Source organism: Kaistella yonginensis, assembly GCF_030409525.1.
GTDB classification, from domain to species: domain Bacteria; phylum Bacteroidota; class Bacteroidia; order Flavobacteriales; family Weeksellaceae; genus Kaistella; species Kaistella yonginensis.
Genome location: NZ_JAUFQB010000019.1, coordinates 53778 through 71892, shown reverse-complemented (window position 1 = coordinate 71892; position 18115 = coordinate 53778). Strand labels below are relative to the sequence as shown.

Genomic DNA, 18115 nt, shown 5'->3' with positions numbered 1-18115 from the left:
CAAAAACAAAGCTCCCTTAAATCGCTTTAAAAGAGGTCGTTTTTTGTTATAAATTTTGGGTAATCTCGAAAATATTGGGGTTGTGCAACGGTTACCACTGTTATATGCTTTTGCAAGTATTCAGTCCAAATATAGCAAATTATATGCAATTGCATATATTAATAATTAAAGCGTGCTTTATCTGTGATCTGATGTAAATCACACAAAACTATTAAAGCAAGTCTTAATGAAAATATTCAGCAAAAAATCGCGCACCCCTACTCGCTTTTCTAATATTATCAACTATTTTACTATCAAAACTTTACGTCATTATTTTCTATTAATTCTGTCGCAAATTTAGGATATATTTGCGACAGAATATGGTATTATGTGCAAATTTTAGATGCAGCAAGACAGTTGTCTATTTATTTCTATTTAGTACACTAATTACTAATCGTTTCACGGTTTCCATTTCGTCGGGTTTACTTGATGCAATAAATAGTGTTAAACTCGCCAAAGTGTCATTGCTAATAATTAATTCTTTTTTAGCGTTGTAAAGCATTTGATTGGTTTGCAAAAATTTCAGGAAACACGCCGCTGCAATTCTTTTATTGCCATCTACGAAAGAATGATTTTTCACCACGAGATACAAAAGCATCGTGGCTTTTTCTTCCAAGGTTGGATAAAAATCGTTGGTTTCAAATCCTTTTTCTATTTGAGCAATTGAACTTTCAAAATTTTGATCTTTTTCTTTTCCAAAAACCTGCGAATCAAAATCTATCACCATTTCATTGATGAGTTGCTGATAATCTTCTCTGGTGGGATAAAGTGCTTGCTTTTTCGTTAAACCTTTAGAGTCTAATTCTTCGTGATCGTAATCGTCTAATAATTTTAATCCTTTAGAAAATACAGATAACCATTTATTCTCATCGGATTTTTCTTCAATGGCTCTGGTTAAGATCTGAATTCCATTTTTCAACAATTGAACTTCCTGCTCTTTTTGCGCTAATCTTTTTTCGTTTATAGAGTAACCTTTTACCAAATATTCTTTTAGAATTTTGTTTGCCCAAATACGGAATTGGGTTCCTTGTTTGGATTTTACTCTGTAGCCAACTGAAATGATGACATCTAAATTGTAAAATTTGGTCTTATATTTCTTTCCATCTGCTGCAGTTGTCAAGGAATCCTTGACAACTGAATTTGAATCCAACTCGCCTTCTTTAAAACAATTATTTATATGCAGACTTATATTTTGTTTCGTTTGCTTAAATAATTCACTCAATTGATTTTGCGACAACCAAACGGTATCTCCTTCAAACTGCACTTCAAGTGAAACACCAGAGTCTATATTTTCGTAAATTTCTATTTGATTTTCTGTTTTCATTAAGTGTAATTGTTCTGCAAATTTCAGAAATAATTTTGATTTTATAAATTATATTTTTTCATTAACCACCAGATTTAATCTCATTTTAATTGTAATGCTCAATTTCACTTTCAATAGTTCTTTTACCTTCCGTTCGAACTTGTCGGAATTTCCGACATGTTGCTTCTTGAACCAGTTCGTTTTCCGAAAACACATTTAGAATGCATTCTGTAATAGTCGTTCTTGCTTTCCCAAACAATTCCATCATCTGAACTTGAGTAAGCCAAACCATATCCTCCTCAAATTGGACATTGATTTGAGTAGAGCCATCACCGGCTTGATAAATTTCTATTAGGTTTTCTGTTTTCATAAGATGTAATTGCTCTGTAAATTTCCGAAATATTTTTAGTAATTGAAAAGTTTTAAACCTGTTTAATAAAGAATTATTACGATAAGATATAATGGAATTTGAACAAATGCAAAAATCCCCAGTAATTTACTGAGGATTAAATATTCTACTATTTTTTATTCTGATTCGGGTTGAGTTGTTTTCCTATGTTTCCGTTTGCTTTTGCATTTTGCTGATTAACACCGATAGTTCCCTTGTTAGAATTTTGAGTGTTGGCTTAATTTTGTTGTGGTGTCATTTTCTTTGTCATTTTTATTAATTTTTAAAAGTTAAATTTTTAATTATTTACAAATACTTTTTTACAAAAGTGCCCTTACTCTTTTATACATTTCACTACCATTTATAAATTCCTCCTCTCGCAACAAACTTGTCGTAATTATAATTCATTTGCTGAAACGAATTTCTAATTCCATTCTGTAAAATCGCCTCACTATATTCCTGAAAACCATTTTTATTGGTATAGAATTTCCCTGCAGGATCAATCATTACGTAACTATCTTTCATTTCAGAATTATTTTCCGTAATCATTATTCCCTCCTCTTTTAATGCTTGATGTGTAGTAATAAAATGATTAAATTCTGACTCATCAATTACAAATTCATCGATATGTTCATCATTTTCTCCTTTGATTGGCAAGACCTGAAATACTTTCCATCTTTCTGGTTGAGCATATTTCATTAGATCCATTAAAGATTCGCTGTAATTGTGACGATGCACTACTGTATTAATTTTTAATTGAAAACCATACTTTTTAATGCTATCAATAATCATTTTGTAATCATCTTCTATAATTGGGTTTTTTCCAGTAATTGCTCTTCCTGATTTAATATTCGTTTCTGGGTGAATACTATCAATGCTTAAAATAATCCAATCTAAATTTTTTTGATTTTCAATTAAAAATTCTTCACTAAGTTTAGAACCATTAGTAACAATCATGGTTGTTAATCCATTTTCTTTCGCCAATTTTATCAATTCTGAAATCCAAGGACATAAAGTTGGTTCACCACCTGCAAAAGTGATCTTCACGAAACCGAAATCTGCGATTTCTTCTATCAATTTCATCGATTCCTCTTTGGGTAAATGACCTTTAGGCAATTGTATTTTCACGTCTTGAAAAGTAGCAAAGCAAAATTTGCATCTCATATTACAGGGTTCCCATAAATGATAATTAACAGAAGGAATCATTTTATTCCCCTCAATTGTTTTCATAATTCTTTTTAATGTTTTATTGTTAAGTTTATTATACTTCAAAACAAAATCCAAAAAACAAAAAAAAGCGTTCCCCAATCATAAGATGGAAAACGCAGTAATAAAAGCGGTAATATGAGGAATTAGAGCGTTTAGCCGAAGTTCTTTTTTATGTCATTTTGGTAATTTTCAGACACAGACAATTGATGACTTCTTGTCTTACCAACTTCATCAAAAACATTAATTTCGATGGTGGCTGATTTTTTATGATAACATTTGATGTGTTTTTTATTCACCCTAAAAGATTTGTGAATCGTTACAAACTGCGATTTCAGCAAACCCTTCTCTTCCATTTTTGAAAATGAAAAATCGATGAGATTTTCATTTTTCCGAGTGGTGAAATATATTTGCTTGTTATTAGATTCAGATCCGGCTTGTTTATCTGCACACAAATAGACGATGTCATCTATGAAAATTTTATTCCTTTTCGTCTTATTGAAATCCAAATGAACATACTTCAAGTTCGAAAACAGCTGCACTTCTTTCAAAAATCTTTTAAAACTTTTTGCAAACTGCTCTTCGGTAAATGGTTTCGTAATATGATCTACGCAAACTTCCGAATCTCTTTTGAGATGTTCCATATCTTCAACATAATCTGCTGTATTGATACTTGCAAAAAAGACTGGCATTTTCAGTTCTATGGCAACTTCCATTCCCGTCATACTATCATTTCCTAAATCTAAATCTGCAATTAAAATCTCCGGAGAAGAATTTTTTAATTGTTCAAAAAAATCATCAGAACTTCTACTTTTTAAAACCAATTCCGCATTTGGAATTTTTCCGATGTAATCTTCCAGTTTTTCCAGTTGCTTTGTATTGTCTTCTAATAGCGCGATTTTGTAAATTTTTGTCATGGAAAATTTAGGTTTACAATTTTATAAGGTAGATTTAATTTCTTTGATCTTAAAAATAAGCATAACTATAAACATGCTGATAGACCGCCAAACTTTTCAAACTCACTTCCTCATCAGTATATTTATCTTCAGGTAACCAAAGCAACTGATCGTAAATCGTAGTTTTGATACCAGCTTTCATTTCCCGGCTTTCTTTCCAGTTCGGAATGTTTAATTTTTCGTTCTGAAGTTTTTCCAAAGTGTCTTTTGCAACTTTTTTGACCTGCTCTCTTTCTGACTTTGAAAGCTCTTTATTTTGAATGAGTAAATCGAAAATCGATAAAGTGGGTTCATCCAAATTTTCTGTAAAAGCTCTTTTCTCCTCCTTAGAGAGGGTTTGAACAAAAGCTGTCAATTGTTCAAAACTTCGCTTTAATTCCGCTTCTGATTTACCATTATTATAGGCTTCTACAATTTCTTTATAGCGGTCGTAAAAATCCATTCGTAACGGATTTTCTTTCAGCATCTGCTCCAGTTTATTCTCTACTGCTTTGTTAAGATCATAAACCAGTTCATTTTTGCGCTGTACTTTTTCAAAAGCTTTTCTTAAAGCATCTGCGTCTAAATTGGATAAATCAATGGCAATATTTATAGGTTCAGAAACGGTATCGATGACGATGGAATCATTTACAACACTTTGCAGTTTCATAATGATTTCTGTAACATCGGCACTTTTTGTTTTCTGATTGAGTTTATTGTAAATCGCATCAATCGCATTGTACTGCTTCGTAAATTTCCTGGCTTCTTTTTCGGGAAATAACGCTTTGTATTTGCGAAAAACATTTCGAGCCGCGATCTCAAACTTCGCCCGTGATTCCTCATTTCTGCAAACGGCATTGGCTCCATTATTTACCGCTGCAATTTTTCCCATCGCTGTTGCTTCTATCAAAGCAGTCAAACTAAAATCTTCTTCCTTCAACATCGTTTCCACCTCCTCAATCGCGGATTGAATTTCGGCAGCCATTGCTTTTAATTGCTCAAACGGTTTCGTGTCTTTTTTTCCATCGTCGCTACCCTTTCCTTTCTGACCTTCACCATAAATGGCATAAGCTTTTTCTAACTGCTGATAAACATTACCGTAATCAACGATCAATCCGTTTTCCTTTTCATCATCATACACACGATTGGCACGGGCGATTGTCTGCATCAAAGTATGTCCTTTAATCGGTTTATCTAGGTAAACGGTAGAAACACAAGGTGCATCAAAACCAGTAATCCACATTGCACAAACGATTGCCAAACGAAATGGATTTTCTTCATTTTTGAATTCTTTTTCCAGATTTCTTTCCACCATTTTTCTGCGGTGTGGTTCAATTTCTAAATTCATTTTTTTGAATTTATCAATTTCATTTTGCTCAGAACTTATCACAACACCAACTTCGGTAGATTGTACCAAATTGTATTTTCGCTGCAATTCCATTTCTTCTTGACTATCTTTGGCTTTCGAGATTCTTTGTTCTAATTCTGCTAAATATTCTGGCCAATATTCCATCACAAAATCATACATTCTCACTGCAGTTGGCTTGTCTAGTGCCACAAACATTGCTTTTCCTTGATAACCGCGCTCATTGAAATGCCATACCAAATCTTTCGCAATCGCACGAAGTCGAGATTCTGAAGTTAAAATTGGATATTCTTTTTTAAATAAATATGCCAGTTTCTTTTGTTGATCTTCGTCTAAATCTTCTTCTTCTAAAATCTCCGCCATTTGCTCATCTAAAACGGGATTTTCTATATTTAATTTTTCGCCTCGATTCAAATATTTCAACGGAAGCGTTGCTTCATCTTCAATCGCTCTTTTGAAATCATACACTGAAACATATTCCCCAAAAATATTTTTGGTCACTTCTTCTTCATCTTTGATAATCGGTGTTCCGGTAAAACCTAAATAAGAAGCATGTGGCAAACCAAAAAAGCGCATATTTCTTGCATATTTCCCGCCTTGAGTTCGGTGTGCTTCATCAGAAATGACGATGATATTTTTTCGGTCCGTAATTAATGGATATTCGGTTTCCAAATTCGGATCGATGGAAAATTTATGTATTAATGAAAATACATAGCGGTGGTTTTCACTCAACAATTCTCTTAAATGATCTCTTCCCGTAACTCCTTTCTTTTTTCCTGCGATTACGTTTTTATTAGTCACCACACCAACTCCAGAAAAAGTATCATAAGCTTGATTTTCCAATTCGGTGCGATCTACGACAATTAAGAAAGTATATGAGCCGCCAAATTTTCGGTGGATTTTTTCACACAGAAAAACCATGGAATAGGTTTTTCCCGAACCTTGCGTATGCCAGTAAACCCCTAATTTCCCTTCCAGATCCTCGATGTTGGAAACATTATCCAGTACTTTATTAACACCAATAAACTGGTGGTTTTTAGCCATCAGTTTTACAATATTGCCATTGCTTTCATCGAACAGCAAAAAGTTTTCAAAAAGATCCATCAAATTTTCAGGAGCGCAAGTTCCACGCAGCATGGTATCTAAACTGACTATCCCTTCCGCTTCTTCCGTGATTCGTTTCCAGTCCAGGAAATATTTATAAGGACTTGTAATCGTACCAACTTTTGCATCAGTACCATTAGACAGAATTACGATAGCATTGTGGTAGAACAAATGCGGAATGGTGTCTTTATAATCCTTAAAATTATCATCGTAAGCAGATCTTAAATCATTTGCATGCGATTTTAATTCAAAGAAAACCAAAGGAATTCCATTTACAAAACCAATGACATCTGGACGTCGGTTATGCAATTCTCCACTGACTTCCAACTGACGAACCGCCAGAAAATCATTATTGTGGTAATCTTTAAAATCAAATATTCTTAAAGTTTTCTTTTGCGATTTACCTTCTGCATTCACAAACGAAACCTCTACGCCATTTTTCAGAAACTGGTATTTGGCTTTGTTTTGTTGCGCAATGGTTTTATCTGCTTCGTGCTGCACCAATTTTTCAATGGCTCTGGAATAAACCAATTCCGGCAAATCGGGATTCAGTCTTTTCAGAGCCGCCAAAAGATACCGTTCCAAAACCACTTCCGTTTTGTTATCACGACCCAACAAACCCTGCTCGCCAAAACTTTCATTTTGCCAGGCAGTTACCACTTTCCAACCGAGTTCTTTGAGAACGTCTTCGGTGGCTTGTTCTATAAGTGCGTCTTCTGAGTATTCGTAGGACATTAGTTTATTTGGGGTAATTTAATGGGTTGTTTTGTAAATTTATAAAATCCTTTGATACTTTCACTTGGATTTTTTTCTAATTCTTCATTAGCTAACATATTAGGATAAATGATGTGGCAATCAACAACAGGATAAGCACCTACCTTAATATCCGGATAAAGCTTTTTCAGAATCGTCAAATCTCTTGAGTATCCACTTAACTGTCGGATATCATGCATATCGTAATCACCCTTTGTCCATCCAACTTTATACTTTGTATCTATGATTATTTTTTCATCATCACTGTGTACCAAAAAATCTACAAATGTTCCTTTTCCTGGATACTGAAAACTTAAATCATTTCCATATTTTTGCTTCAATTGTGCCAAAACATAAAGTTCAAAAAGTTTAGACATATCAATCCAAAAAGGCGGTGTTTCGATCATTTTCTTTTCCATACTGGAAATATTATAACCAAACCTTTTTATGATCATTTTAGCAAGACGCAGTGCTTGATCATATTCTTTATAAAAAGAATTATTCTTCAGTGCTTTTATTTCTGATATTTGAACCTCATCTGAGACATTTTCAAACGCCGGATTCACAAAATTATAAATCCTTCCAGTAAATTCGTGATTCTTCAGATTCGGAACTGAATCAAGATAGCGTTTTACGAAATTTAAAGCCTTTTTAAGTAAACGATTTTCAGGATGATTAATTCCGTATTCCTCGTAACTACAATAAACATTCAGAAATTTATTCTGAACGTGATTCTTTTTGATGTTTTTTGCAATAAGAATCTTTCCTTTTATCATAGAATTAAGGTTATTTTCTACACGATAATATGAGCGTTTCACTCCTTTTTTTACAATAGTCTTCAAAAGATTCAGAAATACGACAATGAGAAGTGGAGTAAGATGATCCTGCTTTTGCTCAATGCTTATTACAGGTTCATCCCATTTTACAAGAAACAATTCATCTGTGTACTGAACTACATCTGCGTTTCCTAATGCCTCGAAAAGCATTTTCAAATAATCCGTTTCCTTTTCTCCATCATTATATTTAGGCGAAACATATATAGTTTTACCAGTTTCAGGAATATGATCAACTCCTATAAAGTATGAAACCTCAATATAAAAATCATTCTCCGTTTTCAAAATATTATAGCAAAACTGATTATCATTATTTCGATGATTTGGAAAAGTAAACGAGTACGAAAGTTCGTTCCATCCATTAAAATTAAAATGAGAATGGCGAGTTGTAATACTGTTTCTATACTGCTCAGGGAAATCAAGTGGTTTCATTATAAAATAATATCCAGTTTCAAAAGATGCATTTTAGTTTCCTCTTCTAACAAAATTCCATCACTTACATATTCTCGCAAAATCGGCAAAATTTCAGTCTCAAGTTTCTGTTCCATCTGTTCCTGTTCGCTTGGAAGTTGATTTTCTTCGGTTGGTTCTTTTGTGATGAAGTAGCTGTGACCTAGCCAAACCTGCTCCGGTTTAAAATCTGAAGCTAGACATTCTGATTTAGTCCGGCGTGTTTTATCAGTTTTGTAATCCTTGATAAAAAGTCCCGAGATATGATTGAAATATTCTTTTCCAGCCTCATGAATTGGAGCAGGATCAGGGAGAATATCTTTAAAAGCAAATCGTCTTCTGATAGCATAATCAATATGACCAACACTTCGATCTGCTGTGTTCATCGTTCCGATAATGTAGAGATTTTCGGGAATAGTTATTGACCGGTCTCCTTCACTAATTTCATAAAGACTGTTGATACTTTCACCCCGATATTCGAGAGCATAAATTAATTCACCTAAAACCGTTGGTAGATTTGCCCGGTTTATTTCATCAATGATCATAACATATTTTCTCTCCGACGCAACTGTAGCATTCCTAGATTCAGAATATTCTGTTGTGAGGTTAGCTCGAAATTTCTCCAAAACATTATAATAATATCCGTAGTGCTGTTTTGCAGAACCAGAAATATTATCTAATAATTTAAAAGATTTTTTATCTACGGGATTTGAAAGATAGGCTTCAACAATATCATTAAATTTCATACGGTGTCGAATGCCATCAAACCAATTATCTCCAGTGTAATAAAAAGCATTTTCATCGGTATCAATCAATTTCACTTTGTCAGTAAGACGGTATTCTCCTTCGGAATCAATTTTCTCCTGTACGATTTCAGCATAATCTGCAAGCTTTTCCCTTGCCCATTCTTTTTTTGAAATAATTTCCGTGCCTTTGGTTGAACTTACATAATTCATAAAAGCCTTCTTTGCAAATGATGCTAGAATACGATCTTCTGTAACATATTCTATTTTATCCCCTTTGCTTTTTGCAGTAATTCCGCGGACAAAATCTTCATATGAGTAAGATGGATGAAATTGTACCAGCTCGAACTGTCCGCTTTCCTCTAGTCGTTTTTTCTGTTCTTTTTTAATTGAAGTTATATTACCAAAAATTACCTGCTCCGCTAAATCTTTTGCAGTATAGGTTTTTCCAGTTCCAGGAGGACCTTGTAGAATAATTTGCTTTTTATGTAGCAATGCTCTTTTTAAATTATCAATTTTCATAGTCGTGATTTTATCAATATTTATCCCATCAATTATTTTAACATAAGTATCAAATAAAATTCCTGTTAAATCATTTATAATTTGGTTAAAACCCTCATCAGTTATTTTGAAACTGCCATTTTTACTAATTTCTATTTCTTTTCCTATGAGTATATATTTATCATGAGTTATGTATTGTAAATCATTCTTATCACCATAAATATAAGTGAACCCTTTATTCAGTAGTGCGGTTTCTAAATTATGTTGCGATAAGTAACTCTTTGCATAGGGCTCCATATACTCAACAGTGCTTTTGTCATTTGCAAATGGAACATACTGTGTATTAAAACCTAATCCATAGCCAAGCAAATCATCTCTCAAAAAAACATGATATTGTAACTCCGTTCCTCCTCCTTTATTAATAGCCCAATTTCTTTCCTCGTCAGTATAACTGTATAATTGATTAGCAGCTGCAATTCTTCCTAAACCAAGTAATTCTTTCCTTTTATATTGGAACTTACTACAAAATTCCCCACATTCATTATTAATCTTATTTACAAGATCTTTTAGATTTTCAAAATTCATTTTAATTTTTTATCTAGTTTAATCATTCCCAAAAATATTCATACTATCCTCATCAAAATCATCATCATGCCGATCGGGGAACATCATATCGAGTTCTCCTTCCTGATCATAAAATTCGAATTCTACTTTTAAAGCTTTCAAGGCTTTGAGAACCTTTTTGTAAGGAGCTGCATCTTTCTCTTCGAAGCACATCTCTATATCTCTTTTTAAGTTTTCCTCCAGATCTACTACGTCCTGTTCTACATCATGATTGCCATTGTCCAGCTCTTCTCTGTAGTGGTCTAATTTTTCCTGATAAAATTCCCAAGTTTCCATATTTGTTGTTTTTATGTTATGTTATTTTACATCAGGATTACCCTGATTTTTTTGATTGAATTTACTATTGAGTAAACGTTTAAACTCTAAACTTTTTGCTCCAAAATTGATTAATAAACCGACTTCCAAATCGTAGGCTTCCAGATAATTAATTGCCTGTGCAAAGTGAACGTCTTCTAATTTTATAAGTGCTTTCAATTCCACCGAAATCACTTCTTCTACCAAAAAATCAACTCTTCTTGTACCAATTTCCTGATCTTTATAATAAACTGGCATTACATGTTCTCTGGAGAAAGACAGATTGTTATCGTTCATCTCGATCTGTAAAGCTCGCTGGTAAATCACTTCCTGGAAACCGTTTCCCAAAGCACTGTGCACTTTCATGGCACAGCCAATAATTTTAGAAGTTAGCTCTGAATATTTATACTGCTCGTTGATCATGCTGCTTTTATTTTGGATTAATGTTTCCCTAGATCTGAATAATGTCTGAATGTCTGAACTATGATTTCTATGATTAAATGATTTCCATGATTTCAGGTTGCTTGTCTTCTGTGATCTTATTTTGCTTCATCATAAAAAATCAAACTAATCACAAAAATCAGCTTCATCAAAGTTCAGACATCCTCACACCTCCACAATCCCCATCATCAACCGCGGCAACAAAAGATCACGTGCCTCGCGTAAGCGCTGGTTTTGATCTTTTAAATTCCAAATATTATCTATAATAGGATTTGCAAAGTCTTCCCATAACATTAAGATTTTTTCTTTAGGCAGTTTAAAATTGATGGATTTTATAAACTTCGGATTTGCATGCGGAATTGCAGCACCTGTATTATTGATTTGTAACCATTCTAGATTATTTTGAAAATAATAAAACATAAAGCTAGATGGAATTTTCTTCAAATCTACTTTAGCAAGTGTAGAACCTATTATTCCGTTATCTGCTTGAAAAACATAAGAACTTCGCGCACCGTCCATTAACATTAAAATATCACCACGTTTTACAAGTTCATGTTTTCCGATTTTTGTAAAGTTAAATTTTCCACTTTCTAACGAATCTAAAAGCAAAACCTTTTCAGTTCCAATTTCTTTTGATCCACATATTTCTTCGACTTTTTTCCCTTTTTTAAAATTTAAATATTCCCCCAACTTCACCTTCTCCCAACCTTCCGGCAACCCCGTTTCTTCATTCATTACCGCACTATCATAGCCCGGAAAACGCATCCGCACAAACCATTCTTCGTAGGTTTGTTGTGCCATTTCTTCCAGAATTTTGATGCGCTTCAGGTTGTTCTCTATCAAATCATCATAACCCGATAATATAGAAGCAATTTTTCGCTGGGTTTGGATGGGCGGGATATCAATTTCAACTTTAGCTAAACTTTCTCCAGTAAAATGCTTAATTGTAGAGCCTGTAAAATAACCTTCAAAATATCCGCTTTTTCCTCGGTAAAATAAGTAGTAATATAAAAAGTAACTATTCACTTCACTTTTCGCCCTAATTCTGTGTAATGCCTTTTGTATCATCATTACCTTTCTCTGTCCTTTCCAAATAGAACAACGCCCAGGTTCGCCACCTTCACACATTACAATATCCCCTACATTCAAACCATAACGATCAAATTCGCTAGATTCAAATTTCATTTGTTTTAAATTATCTAAAATAATTTCTCCCCATTGTACATTTACATTAGCCAAATAATCATAGAATTCCCCTTTATTTTTATTTTGATCTAACATTTTACCTAATCGCATATCTGCTAACTCATTCAATTTATGTCTTTTCCAACCCTCCTTCATAATTTAAAAGATTGAATTTGGTTCATCAAATCATTGGCTTCGGTATTCAGTTCAGCCAATTCGCTGTGCAAGATTTCCATACGGCTTTTGTAATCAAAATCCATATCAATATCGATGTTTACGCCTACATATCTTCCCGGCGTTAAACTGTAATCCTGCTCGGCTACTTCGTCCAAATTCACCACTTTGCACAATCCTTCAATGTCGCGGTATTTTCCGTCGGGGAAATGTTCGTTGAACCAGGCATTATCTTTGGCAACTTTAGGTGCTTCACCACGGTGCATTGCCATGATTGCGGTTAAACCTTCCATCTGCTCTTCCGAGAAATCATTGATGGTGGTGCTTACTTTCCGATAGACATTCCGGGCATCGATCATTAAAATTTTGTCGCGGTTGCTCTTCGATTTCCGTTTATCGAAAAACCATAAATGACACGGCAAAGAACGCGTATAAAAAAAGTTGTTGCTGATGGAAACAATACAGTCCACATTACCCGATTTGACGAGTTCTTCCCGAATGCGTTTCTCCGCATTTCCGGCATCTGTCGCCGAAGAAGCCATTACAAAACCCGCTCTTCCGGTCGGATTGAGGTACGACATAAAATACTGAATCCACAGATAATTGCCATTCCCAATCATTCCTTTCCCCGTTAAAGGCGCACCAAAAGGCAAACGCTGATCTTCTGCCAGAAATTTATTTTTCGCATCTACTTTATCCACATTAAAAGGCGGATTCGCCATCACGAAATCGCATTTCCCAAACAGTTCAAACGGATCGGAATAAAAGGAATTGTTGTTCGCAATTTTCCCTTCGATGCCGTGAATGGCTAAGTTCATTTTCGCCAAACGCGTGGTGTTCGATTTATATTCCGTACCATAAACGGTGATGGCTTCGTTGACACTTTTGTTTTCGGTGTCTTTGATGAAATGCGCGGTTTGCACAAACATTCCGCCCGATCCACACGCCGGATCATGAATAATCCCGTGATTCGGCTGTATAAAATTGACAATTAATTGTACCAAAGAAGGTGGCGTAAAAAACTCGCCACCTTCTTGCGCACCAGCGCCCATCATAGACAATTTCATCAGGAAATATTCATAAACGAGACCGAACACATCGCCTTTTGCATTCCGCACCGAATCGGAATTAAAAATCCGAATCAGATTTGCCAACAAATTATTATCCGAATCATCTTCCGGCGTTAAATCCTGATAGTTTTTAGGTAAAATTCCTGCGAGTTCTTCGTATTCCGCTTCGATGAGTTTCATGGCGGTATTTACGGCTTCTGCCAGATCTTCACTTTCGGGCAAAGAAGCCAAATAGGTATATTGCGCTTTCTCGGGCAAAAGCATAGAACCTGCCGCCGCAAAATCTTCTTTAGTGGCTTCGCGTCTTTGTTTCGTCCGCGGATTGATCGGTAAAGTCTGACTTAAATTTTCTTTGGCTTCTTCGTATTTGTTTTCTGCAAAACGCAGCAAAATTAAACCCAGCAAGGGATCTTTATATTCAGAGGCCGTGAGTTTAGAGTTCGCACGCAGTTCGTCTGCGGCTTCCCAAAGTTCGATTTCGAGTTTTTTGATATTGGATTGGGTCATTTATAATTTTTAGGATTAATGAGAGTTAGTAAAATTTAATTTATTTCGCTCCTTTCACCATATTTTCTGCTCTTGTTAAAAGTTGAAGATTTTCTAAAACAGTTAAACCACCGTTATGCATCGGCTTTATATGATCTACTTGAAAACTTAATCTGCTTTTGCTTTTAAATCCACTTGCTGCACTAAAATAGTAACCATTTTTGTCAGTATATTTTTTGAAAACCTGATCTCTTAATGCTTTCTCGTATGCGGGATCTGCACTTCTAATATCATACAAAGACATATTTTCAAACCTTCGTAATTCTTGAGTTTCTGTGGGAGAAGTGCGTTCTTTGGAATACAAATCCGGATGGAGGAGTCTACTTTTTGCAATATTTATTTCATTTAAAAAGATTCTTTTGTCATAATTAAAGAAAGTTTGCCATTCAATTTCACTTCCGATCCAATAGCTATCAATTAATTCTTTTTCTGAGCGTGGCCCTAAATCTTTATCATAGATTTCGTGAGCTATTCTATCAATATCAAAATTCTCGCGATCTTTTAGTTCTATATATTGTGGAATTTCATCTTGTACAATATAATATTGTAATAAGCTTTTAATGTCCTCAATGCTATACGCAGGATAGCGGTCAACACCAGAGAAAAATTCATCTTCTATTTGTTTAGAGTATAAAACAAGTTCCTGCTCATCGAGAATTTCTCTTTCTTCTAAATTGTTATCCTTTACAAAGTATGGCAACGTTTCAACAAGATTTTTGTATGAATTTTCGATATTATCATAAACCAGAATTTCACAGTTTTTTTCAACTTCCACTCCTTCAGATTTCACCAGATATCTAAATTGATAAATACCTTTTGGTATTCTTTGAATGAAGTCTAGCTTCTCCAATTGCATTTTAGTTTCAGGATCTATAATGCTATTCGCCAAAATTGCAAATTCTTCAATTTTGCTAATGGATACTAATCTGATTAATTGTTTTTTAGTTTCTTTATCTGTATCATTAAAATCTACATTTTCTTCAATAAATAATTTTTCTGGATTTATCCAGGCGATTTTATCTTCCCAATCGTCCAGAAAACTTACTATATAAGCTTCTTTCGTTCCTCCAGCTTTTGGACCACGCAAACCACGACCAATCATTTGTGTCATTAAAATGGTAGAAATCGTAGGTCTTGCCAGGAATATAGATTGCACATTGGGAACATCTGTTCCTTCCGTAAGTATATTTACATTGATTAGAACTTCAAGTTTTCCTTTTCTAAAATCTTCTATTTTTTCTTTGTTCTCTTTAGTAAAATTTGAGGTTATACCAGTAACTGAATCTCTCACACTTGAAATTACGTAATCGGATTTTATACCGTGTTCCTGAAAAAGTTTGTTAAGTGCAATCGCATTATCCACATTTAATGCAAACACTAAAGTCTGCTTATATTTCTCTTTATTTGAAACATAGGTATCAACAATCTTGAAGTTTCTTTCTTTATTTTTTGCGATGTTTTCAGCAATTTTATCTCCGATGCTATTTATATCAAAGGTTTTCAACAATTCAATTTGCTGATCCGTTAAATCTCTAATAAAATTTTGTCCGGTAGGTTCTTCTTCAAAAACTGGATTAGATAAAATTCCAAATCTAATAAGGGTTTTCAAATCTATTTTGAAAATAATATCATCCGCAAATACTTTTTTTAATAGTCCTTTCTCGTTTTCTGCAGTTCTGGTTGGTGTTGCAGTAAGTCCTAACAATCTAAATGTTTTTACATTTTTTTGAATATTATCAATGAGTTTTCTATACGTTTTTGCGGTTGCGTGATGCGCTTCATCTATCACTAAAAAAATTTCGTCGGTATTATTTTTAATCCAGTTTTGAAGTAAATGTTCAAAGCCGGCGTTCAAACTATCTTTGCTGGCAAAAATTATATCATCTGTTTTCTTAATGTTAATCGGCTTATCGTGAATTCCTGAAATAATCCTGTAATTAAAATTATCTTTCTCCCGAAATACATCCGAGTAAGCTAAAGTGTTTGTGAAAGTTCCTTTTGCTTGTTCCAATAATTCATGTCTATGTGCAATCCACAAAACTTTTTTATTTTTATCAAGAAAATTTTTCGCAATCCACAACGCGGAAGTTAAGGTTTTCCCTCCACCAGTTGGTAACACTAAAAGTCCTGCAAAAGGATTTTTTCCACTCTTAATTATTTCTTTCTGTAGATTATAAAATGCATCTTGTTGGTGTTGGTATGGAGTTATTCCGCTTTCAGATTTAGAAATATTTATTTTTCCAGCATGTTTTACTTGAGCCATGTTGTTGTCTTCCGAATTTTCTTTCATCAAAATTTTCTTAAATGTTATCGTTGAGTTTTTTTTAAATTTTCGCAGATGTTTTATTTCTTTTTCTTTATCCCAAAAAGTTATTCCAAAATTTTTGAATTGTCTCTCGTATCTGGTTAATTCATCAAAATTCCTTCTGGTCGACATTCCAATTTCGGTAAGAAACAAATTATATTTCCGACTTACTTTCTGACTTCTATTTTCAATGATGCCCCTATTAATCTTACTGACAATTATTTTAATCTCTTTTAAAGCAGTTTTCTTCTTGCGTAAAATTTTAATATTCATTTCTGGGAAATATTTTGATTATCTTTAAGTAGACTTTTAGATAGGAACATTTGTATCTTAAACATACAATAGATTTTTTAATTAATCATTTTCCTTCTGATTTCTTTTAAAAAATCAAATTGGATTTCCTCCTTTGTCGACAATTTTAAAACCTAGTTTTTTAAGCGGGATATTAACCTGTCCACCAGCAAAACCATCCTCCCTCAAACTGTATCCCATTATCTCCGCTGTACATCTCATCAATTCTTTGGGCGGAAGCGTGTTACCATTTGGTAAAAGCACATCATATTTGGTAGAATTTATCAAATTGTGTTTTCCTTTCGATAGATATGAAACTGCCTTATCGACATCTTCTTTGGTAATAATTATATATAAATCTTTTGCAAAAATTTCGTTGGACATAGTAATATTTTTATGTTTAAAGATTATTCAGTAATATTTTTTATTTTTTCATTGAGCTGAGTAGATTCCATTTTGATACTATTGATCTCTGAAAGTAGAGAGCGCTTTTCATCTTCAATTTTTGTCTGACTATTTTTAAGACTATTCATTTCTGCTTCACTATCCGAAATTTCTAAACCGATATTATTGATTTGTTTTTCCAGTTGAAGTATTTCTATTTTAAGATCACTGACTGATGATTTCATTTCCAATACTTCATTTTCAACTGAAGAAATTTTTGACTCCAAGTTTAAATATTCGTTTTCTAAATTTTCCCCCTCACGACCAAACGCTTCTATTTTATTTTCATTTTCTTCAATTTCCTTGGCATAATTCGTTTCTAAAACAATTCTGGAGGCCGCAATGTATTTAAAGATCTGCGTTCCTTTTGCAAAATCACCTTTTACGAGTGTTCCCAATTCATTCCAACTTGCCAGCAATATTTCCTGAGCTTCACTCCAGCTTTTAACATGTTTGAAACTGCGGTACAGCATTACACCCATTACCAGAAAACCGACAGGACCTATGACGAAAGAAATAGCGGAAGACATTCCGGTGTATAAAGCGAAGGGAAGCGTAATCCCCAAAAGAGAAGTAATGGCACCGACCGTAGAACTTGCTAACATGTAAATACCAAAGCCAGAGAGTTGAGCTGCGCCCAACGCACCAATTCCGCTTAAGGAAGCAATTTGATTTTTATCTAATCCCGCTTTTCCCAGCTCTTCAACGATTTTGTCTTTTTCTTCCTGACTTAATTTTTCAAATTCGTTTTGAAATAATTCTAAATAAAGTTCTCTTTCAGCATGAAGAATTCCTTTGGAAAAATCAATGTTTTCATTATTCTTTTCAGCAATAGAAGTAATAAACTGTTTGTAATTTAAAGGATCCTGAAACAATCCCTTTGCCGGAAGTAAAAGCTTTGAGATTTTAGAAACAATTTCTTTATCATCATTTTGCTTTAAACCTAATATCTGAACGAAAGCTTTTTTTTGCTCCAGGTTCATTTCCTGAAGTAGGGTGGAAATATGATTCATTTGGAAGTAAATATTGAATTGATAAATTATTTATTAGAAGTTGAAATTTAAGAAAAATTAACGATTTTTTTAAGGTTTAGCTAAATAAAACTTCCGTCCATATTAAA

General features: G+C 33.7%; 14 protein-coding genes. All 14 read right to left on the bottom strand.

Annotation, left to right across the window (positions count from 1 at the left end; translation table 11 throughout):
* Window positions 1-400: 400 nt before the first annotated feature.
* Window positions 401-1363 carry a virulence RhuM family protein/type II toxin-antitoxin system death-on-curing family toxin gene (locus tag QWY78_RS07750; RefSeq protein ID WP_290218313.1) on the bottom strand — a complete coding sequence of 321 codons (963 nt, stop codon included), beginning with the start codon at window positions 1361-1363 and terminating at the stop codon, window positions 401-403.
* 85 nt (window positions 1364-1448) lie between these two features.
* The gene (locus tag QWY78_RS07745) at window positions 1449-1712 is read right to left on the bottom strand and encodes a virulence RhuM family protein (RefSeq protein ID WP_290218311.1); all 264 of its coding nucleotides are present in this window, start codon (window positions 1710-1712) and stop codon (window positions 1449-1451) included.
* Between the two features lie 372 nt (window positions 1713-2084).
* Window positions 2085-2960 (bottom strand): viperin family antiviral radical SAM protein, encoded by an 876-nt coding sequence (locus QWY78_RS07740; protein WP_290218309.1) that lies wholly within the window; start codon window positions 2958-2960, stop codon window positions 2085-2087.
* 131 nt (window positions 2961-3091) lie between these two features.
* Window positions 3092-3853, bottom strand: coding sequence for a LytR/AlgR family response regulator transcription factor (locus QWY78_RS07735; protein ID WP_290218307.1), 762 nt, complete (start codon window positions 3851-3853; stop codon window positions 3092-3094).
* Window positions 3854-3902: 49 nt separating this feature from the next.
* On the bottom strand, window positions 3903-7076 hold the full coding sequence (locus QWY78_RS07730; RefSeq protein ID WP_290218305.1) for a type I restriction endonuclease subunit R: 3174 nt from the start codon (window positions 7074-7076) through the stop codon (window positions 3903-3905).
* Window positions 7076-8359, bottom strand: a complete 1284-nt coding sequence (locus QWY78_RS07725; protein ID WP_290218302.1) for a 5-methylcytosine restriction system specificity protein McrC — start codon at window positions 8357-8359, stop codon at window positions 7076-7078. Before QWY78_RS07725 ends, QWY78_RS07730 begins: the two co-directional genes overlap by 1 nt.
* Window positions 8359-10206 (bottom strand): McrB family protein, encoded by a 1848-nt coding sequence (locus QWY78_RS07720; RefSeq protein ID WP_290218301.1) that lies wholly within the window; start codon window positions 10204-10206, stop codon window positions 8359-8361. The genes QWY78_RS07725 and QWY78_RS07720 overlap by 1 nt, the downstream gene beginning before the upstream one ends.
* Window positions 10207-10224: 18 nt before the next feature.
* Window positions 10225-10521 (bottom strand): hypothetical protein, encoded by a 297-nt coding sequence (locus tag QWY78_RS07715; protein ID WP_290218299.1) that lies wholly within the window; start codon window positions 10519-10521, stop codon window positions 10225-10227.
* A gap of 21 nt (window positions 10522-10542) precedes the next feature.
* Window positions 10543-10962 (bottom strand): GxxExxY protein, encoded by a 420-nt coding sequence (locus QWY78_RS07710; RefSeq protein ID WP_290218297.1) that lies wholly within the window; start codon window positions 10960-10962, stop codon window positions 10543-10545.
* 183 nt (window positions 10963-11145) lie between these two features.
* Entirely contained in the window at window positions 11146-12321 is a 1176-nt protein-coding gene (locus tag QWY78_RS07705) for a restriction endonuclease subunit S (protein WP_290218293.1), read from the bottom strand.
* Window positions 12318-13916, bottom strand: coding sequence for a class I SAM-dependent DNA methyltransferase (locus QWY78_RS07700; protein ID WP_290218291.1), 1599 nt, complete (start codon window positions 13914-13916; stop codon window positions 12318-12320). The genes QWY78_RS07705 and QWY78_RS07700 overlap by 4 nt, the downstream gene beginning before the upstream one ends.
* Before the next feature lie 40 nt (window positions 13917-13956).
* Window positions 13957-16533: a DEAD/DEAH box helicase family protein gene (locus QWY78_RS07695; protein WP_290218290.1), complete on the bottom strand. Its 2577-nt coding sequence runs from the start codon at window positions 16531-16533 to the stop codon at window positions 13957-13959.
* Window positions 16534-16647: 114 nt separating this feature from the next.
* Window positions 16648-16935 (bottom strand): hypothetical protein, encoded by a 288-nt coding sequence (locus QWY78_RS07690; RefSeq protein ID WP_290218288.1) that lies wholly within the window; start codon window positions 16933-16935, stop codon window positions 16648-16650.
* A 23-nt stretch (window positions 16936-16958) separates the two neighbouring features.
* Complete coding sequence (locus QWY78_RS07685) at window positions 16959-18008, bottom strand: hypothetical protein (protein WP_290218287.1); 1050 nt, start codon at window positions 18006-18008, stop codon at window positions 16959-16961.
* Window positions 18009-18115 lie beyond the last annotated feature (107 nt).

Bases quoted from the DNA above. Each gene is read 5' to 3' on its own strand.
- QWY78_RS07685 (WP_290218287.1), bottom strand. From the start codon at position 18,008: ATGAATCATATTTCCACCCTACTTCAGGAAATGAACCTGGAGCAAAAA.
- QWY78_RS07725 (WP_290218302.1), bottom strand. From the start codon at position 8,359: ATGAAACCACTTGATTTCCCTGAGCAGTATAGAAACAGTATTACAACT.
- QWY78_RS07720 (WP_290218301.1), bottom strand. From the start codon at position 10,206: ATGAATTTTGAAAATCTAAAAGATCTTGTAAATAAGATTAATAATGAA.
- QWY78_RS07705 (WP_290218293.1), bottom strand. From the start codon at position 12,321: ATGAAGGAGGGTTGGAAAAGACATAAATTGAATGAGTTAGCAGATATG.
- QWY78_RS07700 (WP_290218291.1), bottom strand. From the start codon at position 13,916: ATGACCCAATCCAATATCAAAAAACTCGAAATCGAACTTTGGGAAGCC.
- QWY78_RS07695 (WP_290218290.1), bottom strand. From the start codon at position 16,533: ATGAATATTAAAATTTTACGCAAGAAGAAAACTGCTTTAAAAGAGATT.
- QWY78_RS07745 (WP_290218311.1), bottom strand. From the start codon at position 1,712: ATGAAAACAGAAAACCTAATAGAAATTTATCAAGCCGGTGATGGCTCT.
- QWY78_RS07690 (WP_290218288.1), bottom strand. From the start codon at position 16,935: ATGTCCAACGAAATTTTTGCAAAAGATTTATATATAATTATTACCAAA.
- QWY78_RS07740 (WP_290218309.1), bottom strand. From the start codon at position 2,960: ATGAAAACAATTGAGGGGAATAAAATGATTCCTTCTGTTAATTATCAT.
- QWY78_RS07735 (WP_290218307.1), bottom strand. From the start codon at position 3,853: ATGACAAAAATTTACAAAATCGCGCTATTAGAAGACAATACAAAGCAA.
- QWY78_RS07710 (WP_290218297.1), bottom strand. From the start codon at position 10,962: ATGATCAACGAGCAGTATAAATATTCAGAGCTAACTTCTAAAATTATT.
- QWY78_RS07715 (WP_290218299.1), bottom strand. From the start codon at position 10,521: ATGGAAACTTGGGAATTTTATCAGGAAAAATTAGACCACTACAGAGAA.
- QWY78_RS07730 (WP_290218305.1), bottom strand. From the start codon at position 7,076: ATGTCCTACGAATACTCAGAAGACGCACTTATAGAACAAGCCACCGAA.
- QWY78_RS07750 (WP_290218313.1), bottom strand. From the start codon at position 1,363: ATGAAAACAGAAAATCAAATAGAAATTTACGAAAATATAGACTCTGGT.